Source organism: Arthrobacter sp. Dra40 (genome assembly GCF_059091905.1).
In genome coordinates this window covers 1-6,178 of the sequence record NZ_JBNHHB010000265.1, presented here as the reverse complement: position 1 = coordinate 6,178, position 6,178 = coordinate 1, and the positions used below count along the sequence as shown (strand labels likewise).

4 protein-coding genes and 1 tRNA gene are annotated in these 6,178 nt (G+C 60.7%); 2 read left to right on the top strand and 3 right to left on the bottom strand.

From position 1 onward, the window contains the following. The 3 genes from AC5RWT_RS33380 to AC5RWT_RS33370 form a co-directional block, all read right to left on the bottom strand. Positions 1–1,785: glycosyltransferase (locus AC5RWT_RS33380; RefSeq protein WP_494083961.1), on the bottom strand; the 1,785-nt coding region annotated here is incomplete at its 3' end. Positions 1,786–2,406: 621 nt separating this feature from the next. Then, a tRNA-Arg gene (locus AC5RWT_RS33375) sits at positions 2,407–2,479 on the bottom strand. A gap of 149 nt (positions 2,480–2,628) precedes the next feature. Beyond that, the gene (locus AC5RWT_RS33370) at positions 2,629–3,471 is read right to left on the bottom strand and encodes a hypothetical protein (RefSeq protein WP_494083960.1); all 843 of its coding nucleotides are present in this window, start codon (positions 3,469–3,471) and stop codon (positions 2,629–2,631) included. A 327-nt stretch (positions 3,472–3,798) separates the two neighbouring features. Between AC5RWT_RS33370 and AC5RWT_RS33365 the strand changes: the two genes are divergently transcribed. Further along, positions 3,799–4,356, top strand: coding sequence for a single-stranded DNA-binding protein (locus AC5RWT_RS33365; protein ID WP_494083959.1), 558 nt, complete (start codon positions 3,799–3,801; stop codon positions 4,354–4,356). An 87-nt stretch (positions 4,357–4,443) separates the two neighbouring features. Next, positions 4,444–6,126, top strand: a complete 1,683-nt coding sequence (gene ettA / locus AC5RWT_RS33360; protein WP_493967786.1) for an energy-dependent translational throttle protein EttA — start codon at positions 4,444–4,446, stop codon at positions 6,124–6,126. Positions 6,127–6,178 lie beyond the last annotated feature (52 nt).

Below are 6,178 nucleotides of genomic sequence, written 5' to 3'. Positions count from 1 at the left end.
TACTGCAAGTTTTTTAGTGACGTTTTTCGCGCTAGCGATTACATACAAATCACATATTCGGTCTGAACCCGCCTCCGAAGCCGCAAGTGCGAGGACGGAATCTGAGACTTCCCCAAGAAAGGTGATGTGTTGAAAGCGTCGCCTTATTTCCTTTAGCGGCACGTCGATTGCTGGCCCGGCAGTCTTGTTCATTACTTGCATCCGCGGCCTCAAAAACTCATGTACATTTTCTGCACTGGTGTCATTTTCCCAATGCAACTCAATGAATATTTTGGTGTACCTTTTCGACTTGCGAACTACCTTAGAGGCAACAGCGCGCAGGCCCCTTATTAGGATTCTGTCATTCTTGCGATCCCAGCAGTGGCCAACGATGGTCGCCCACCGTCGGAGTACCTCAACGTCGGAGTATTTTTGGCTTTCTTTCCATGCTTCCTGCCCAATCTGATGGGCTAGGGCTGGTTGTTCACAGATTTCAATGATGCGCGCAGCCGCTTGGTCAAGGTTGCCTTTCGGCACCAGGTACCCGTTCTTGCCGTCCTGAATTAGCGACGCGGGCCCATAGCGGATGTCAAAAGCGACTGGAGGACAACCGTGGCTCATGCTTTCAAGAATGGTCAGTCCAAATCCTTCATAACGACTCGTGAGTAGAGAGAACGATGCGGACGCATATTGATTGGCAGCACCTGGTACGTGGCCATGGAGTTTCACGTTATGTCTCAAGTCTAGATCGTCGATTTTTTGTAGCAGGATGTTCTCGAGTGGGCCTTCACCATAGATGTCCAATTTTATATTCGGTATCTGCGTCTTGACCCTTTTGATTATATCTATGGCCGCCGCCATATTTTTGTTCGGTACAAGCTTGCCGAGCATCACGCCTCTGTACGTTTCTCTAACGTTATGCTCAGAAGACGGCAGTTCCTGAGAGGGGTTCGGACATACGAACAAATTGGACGTTTCCCCAAATCGGTGTATATAGTCCGTGCGTTGCTGGTCAGTGAGGAATACCAGTCCATCCCACTTTTCGGATTCTGTGAATATCTTGCTCCGGTTAGGGTCCAATTCCCCCCGGACTGGATCACCCGCTGATTTGATATGATTGCTGTGAATAGGGGTAATTTTGACGATGTTTGGCTCATCCAAATCTCGAAGGTTGGTCGCCGCAACCTTGTCGTCGAATATAAACACCGTCCGGTGGCCATCGGCAAGTTCCCGAAGCCAGTTCCGATAGAATTCGCCGGCACCACCAAAGCTGGCTACGACTTCTTCCTCATGGTCGAGGAGCCAAACTTGCCGTCTAAGCACCTTTTCCGCATTATCTAGGGTGCTGTAGTCCGCAAAAAAGACTGTCCCATCCGGCCGGAAACATTCGCGGTGCACGATCACGTTTTTGCTATTCTTAGTAATTCTCGCAAATAGCTGTCCAGAAGAATCGTGTGTTTCCTCGGTCGAGAAGGAACTGTGTTTTGAATACTTTCCCCTAAGGGATTCGAGGTCGGGTTTTTCGGCACGTGTGGAGCGAAAAGGGCGCTCGAAGTTTTTTGACCTATAGTAATCAAAAACGTTCAGGATTTTCATATCCGGCGTTAAGTAGCCGCGGTCAACTAAGGAATTGAATAATGTGTCGTGATTTGCTTTTGTGTCGAAACAAAGGATGGGCGCATCTACTCCGGCGTAGTCATGGAAGTTGCGAGCCCGTCGGAGGCACATCGCCGTCATTCCACCGAAGCTCTGTGGAATAGTCCACATCACCATGAAATACCTACAATCAGGCAAAGCCACGTCCATACGTGCTCCCAGTCTCGTTGTCGGGTTTAGAGACCTAGATTAGCATTTGAGGAATGGGACGCGAGCCTTTTTCAGACAAATGTGATTCGCACCTGCAGTATCCTCGGGTCACAGCGCCTCTGAACGCAGGCTGCCGGTTCTGCTAAGGCCGGGTGATGCAAGCGACGATGCCCAGTTAACTTTAGCAGCTCGAATTGGGTGAGTTCATCACGCGAAACGCGTTTTACGGGTACGACGTTCCCATAGAAGTTCCCGTCTCGACGTCGCGAGAGGTCGGAGGTTATTCCGGAGCAGGCCCCTGCACCGTCCGGATGGTGAGCGCTGCATCGGGGGAGGCACCTTCAGCAGGTCTTGCTCGGTCTGAATTTCGATGACCTGCCAATACCGCCTTGCAGCTTGCAACTGTTACCACAAGCCGGGGCCCGGCTTGGTAGCTACCAAGGCCGAGGCCACGCTCAGGCCCTGGTCCTGAACGGACAGGCCGGCATAGGAAATAGGTGCTGCTGCATAGGATAGCTGGTTAGGGCTGCCGCAATAGGTTCCTAAACCGGCATGCCGCGGAGGGACCATGCGCTGGGGCCGTGCGCCGCCTAGGGCGACGCTACGTGTAGCGCCGCTTTGCGCCCCGGACAGGAATCGAACCTGCGACCAAGAGATTAGAAGGCTCCTGCTCTATCCGCTGAGCTACCGAGGCTGACGGCCGTTTGCTGTCCACTCCACTTCTGGAGTCTCCACACGTGTCCACTCTCGTGGACACCGATGCGGCCGGTGCTTAGTCTAGCAATTCAACAAGGCGGCGGCGCTTCCGTGAAGCACAGGCGCCCTGCCGCGGGAAGGGAACTGCTACTGTCCGGTTCCAACGTCGCCCTCCCCATCGAACGGGCCGCCCTGTTCGGCTGGCCCGGGTTCCGGGATCTCCTCCGGTGCAGGTGCCTGGCTTGTCTCCGGGGCAGGCTCGGCGGTCTGGCTCGTTTCCGGGGCAGGGGCAGGGGCCGGGTCCTGTTCGGGGCCGTTCTGTCCACCATTTGCCGGCGCTTCGCTTTCGGTTGAGCTGTCCCCGCCGACCGAAGGAGCGTTCGTGGGCACAGCGTCGTCGGCCGCGCCATCTCCGGTTTTTGCGGGGTCCTCATCCTGATTGACCGGCTTGTCCGGTTGTTCCGCGGCCTCCTGGTTGCCTCCCAGGCTGCCCAGTGTTGTCTTGTGCGCGCTCGAGGCGCGGTCGATACCCGTCGTCGACGAGACCAGGCTGGAGATCGGCTGGCTGGTGCCGAATTCAACTGCGGTAATGCCGACCATCGCGATGACGAAGGCCGCGGCGCTGGCCAGTCCGACCTTCACCCACGTCATTGGGGCGATGGGCTTTCTGGCAGGTTTGGTGGGCGGCTCAATCGCCTCGGACGGGGCGCTGGCGGCCACCTGCTCGACCTCCCGCAGGGCGCTCACCCGAGCCTTGGGGATTTTCTTCAGGGCCACCGTGGCGGCCGAGCTCAGCGTCCGCGCGTAGAGCGCGGCGCCCACGGTGGCAACGACGGAACCAACTGCGGCGCCGATCAGCGTTCCGGCGACGCCGAGAAAGGACCCCACTAGTGCGGAAGTCACCGCGGCGAGTGCCGAGCCAATAGTTTGCGTGCCGCTTAGTCCGAGAAACTGCTTGGGCTTGTCGTCGGCAGCGGTGTCGTCAGCCATATTTGATACCTAATTCGGGTCGGAGATTATTACGGATAGGTAACGATACCTGCACGCGGCCGGTTCCCGGCACGGCAGCGTTTAATTGGGATGCTGCTCACACATAAGGCCCGGGAGTGGCGTTCCAGGGTGCGGGGCGTGGGAACGGCCGCCGGCCGGATGTGCGCAGCAACTGTGCCGGCGGGGCGGGTCCACCCGTCCTCCACACAGAGCCCGTCCAGCACCGGTGTCCACATGCCGGGTGGGCCGCTAGAGTTCCGGGTGCCGCAGCGACGATGCTCGATGGTGCCGGCAGGGCGCCGGCGCTACAGCGGACGGGAGAAGAACATGAGCGACTACATTACGGTGCGCGGGACTGTCGGCACCGAGGTGCAGCAGCGGCGCACGCACGGCGGTGATCCGGTGGCGGAGTTCCGGCTGGCGTGCTCTGGGGACTGGCTGAACCGCGAGACCGGCGAGTGGGTCAAGGGGCAGACCAACTGGTACACCGTCCAGGCGTTCCGCGGACTGGCGGAGAACCTGTGGCGCAGCCTGGCCAAGGGCGATCCGGTGGTGGTCAGCGGCAAGCTCAAGCTGCGGCAGTGGTCATCAGAGGACGGGCGTCGCGGCACTGCTCCGGAAATCGATGCAGACACCGTCGGTCACGACCTGCGTCGCGGTTCTGCCTCCTTCACCAAGATCGCACCGCCTGCGGCGGTGGTGCGCGAAGCCGCGGACGCCCGCCAGGGCGGAGCCGATTACCGCGCGATGGCGCTGGCCGGTGCCGCTGCCGGGGGCGGAGAACAGGCCGACGGGGAGTTCGGCGTCGAGCCAGGCTTCGGCGTCAGCGGCGGCGACGCCGAAGATGGTCGGCCGGAGGAGACGCAGCTGCCCAGGGCGAGCTGATCCGCTGCGGGAGCAGGCCTGCCGGAACGGGGGGATGCGGTGCGGCAGAATATGTGATCGCGCCGGGCAGCGACTAGCCTTGAGGGCATGGCGGAATTCATTTACACGATGACCAAGGCTCGCAAGGCCGTTGGCGACAAAGTCATTCTCGACGACGTAAGCATGTCGTTCTTCCCCGGCGCGAAGATCGGCGTCGTCGGCCCCAACGGTGCGGGCAAATCCACGATCCTGAAAATCATGGCCGGACTGGACACCCCGTCCAACGGCGAAGCCAGGCTCAGTCCCGGCTACACCGTCGGCATCCTGCTGCAGGAACCCCCGCTGAACGAGGAGAAAACCGTCCTGGGCAACGTTCAGGAAGGTGTCGGCGAAATCTACGGCAAGATCCAGCGCTTCAACGAGATTTCCGAAGAGATGGCCAGCCCGGATGCTGACTACGACTCGCTGCTCGAGGAGATGGGCAAGCTGCAGGAGGCCATTGACGCGGCCGACGCGTGGGACATCGACTCGCAGCTTGAGCAGGCCATGGACGCGCTGCGCTGCCCGCCCGGCGACGCCGACGTCACCGTGCTCTCCGGCGGCGAGCGGCGCCGCGTGGCGCTGTGCAAGCTGCTGCTGCAGAAGCCCGACCTGCTGCTGCTTGACGAGCCCACCAACCACCTTGACGCCGAAAGCGTGCTCTGGCTCGAACAGCACCTGAAGTCCTACCCGGGCGCCGTCCTTGCGGTGACCCACGACCGGTACTTCCTCGACCATGTGGCCGAGTGGATCGCCGAAGTGGACCGCGGCCACCTCTACCCGTACGAAGGCAACTACTCCACCTATCTGGAGAAGAAGCGTGCCCGGCTCGAGGTCCAGGGCAAGAAGGACGCCAAGCAGGCCAAGCGACTGTCCGAGGAACTGGACTGGGTCCGCTCCAACGCCAAGGGCCGCCAGACCAAGTCCAAGGCCCGCCTGGCGCGCTACGAGGAGATGGCTGCCGAAGCCGAGCGCACCCGGAAGCTGGACTTCGAAGAAATCCAGATCCCGCCGGGACCCCGGCTCGGCCAGTTGGTCATCGAGGCCAAGGACCTGTTCAAGGGCTTCGGCGACCGCGAGCTGATCAAGGACCTGTCCTTCTCACTTCCGCGCAACGGCATCGTCGGCGTGATCGGCCCCAACGGCGTCGGCAAGACGACGCTGTTCAAGACCATCGTCGGACTCGAACCGCTGGACGGCGGGGAGCTGAAGATCGGTGACTCCGTGAAGATCTCGTACGTGGACCAGTCCCGCGGCGGCATCGACCCGAACAAGACCCTGTGGGAGGTTGTCTCCGACGGGCTCGACCACATCCAGGTCGGCCAGGTCGAAATGCCGTCCCGCGCCTACGTCTCCGCCTTCGGCTTCAAGGGTCCGGACCAGCAGAAGAAGGCCGGCGTGCTGTCCGGTGGTGAGCGGAACCGGCTGAACCTTGCGCTGACACTGAAGCAGGGCGGCAACCTGCTGCTGCTCGACGAACCGACCAACGACCTGGACGTGGAAACGCTCTCCAGCCTGGAAAACGCGCTGCTGGAATTCCCCGGCTGCGCCGTGGTGGTCTCCCACGACCGCTGGTTCCTGGACCGGGTGGCCACGCACATCCTGGCCTACGAAGGCACCGAGGAAGAGCCGGCCAACTGGTACTGGTTCGAAGGCAACTTCGACTCCTACGAGCAGAACAAGGTCGAGCGGCTCGGCCCGGACGCGGCCAAGCCGCACCGGGTCACGCACCGCCGCCTGACCCGCGACTGAGATGTAGCACTGGCTGCCATCACCGCCTGAGGGAACGGCCCCGAACTCGTGT

Excerpts from the sequence above, each read along its gene's own strand:
- AC5RWT_RS33370 (WP_494083960.1), bottom strand. The coding sequence starts at position 3,471 with ATGGCTGACGACACCGCTGCCGACGACAAGCCCAAGCAGTTTCTCGGA.
- AC5RWT_RS33365 (WP_494083959.1), top strand. The coding sequence starts at position 3,799 with ATGAGCGACTACATTACGGTGCGCGGGACTGTCGGCACCGAGGTGCAG.
- ettA (WP_493967786.1), top strand. The coding sequence starts at position 4,444 with ATGGCGGAATTCATTTACACGATGACCAAGGCTCGCAAGGCCGTTGGC.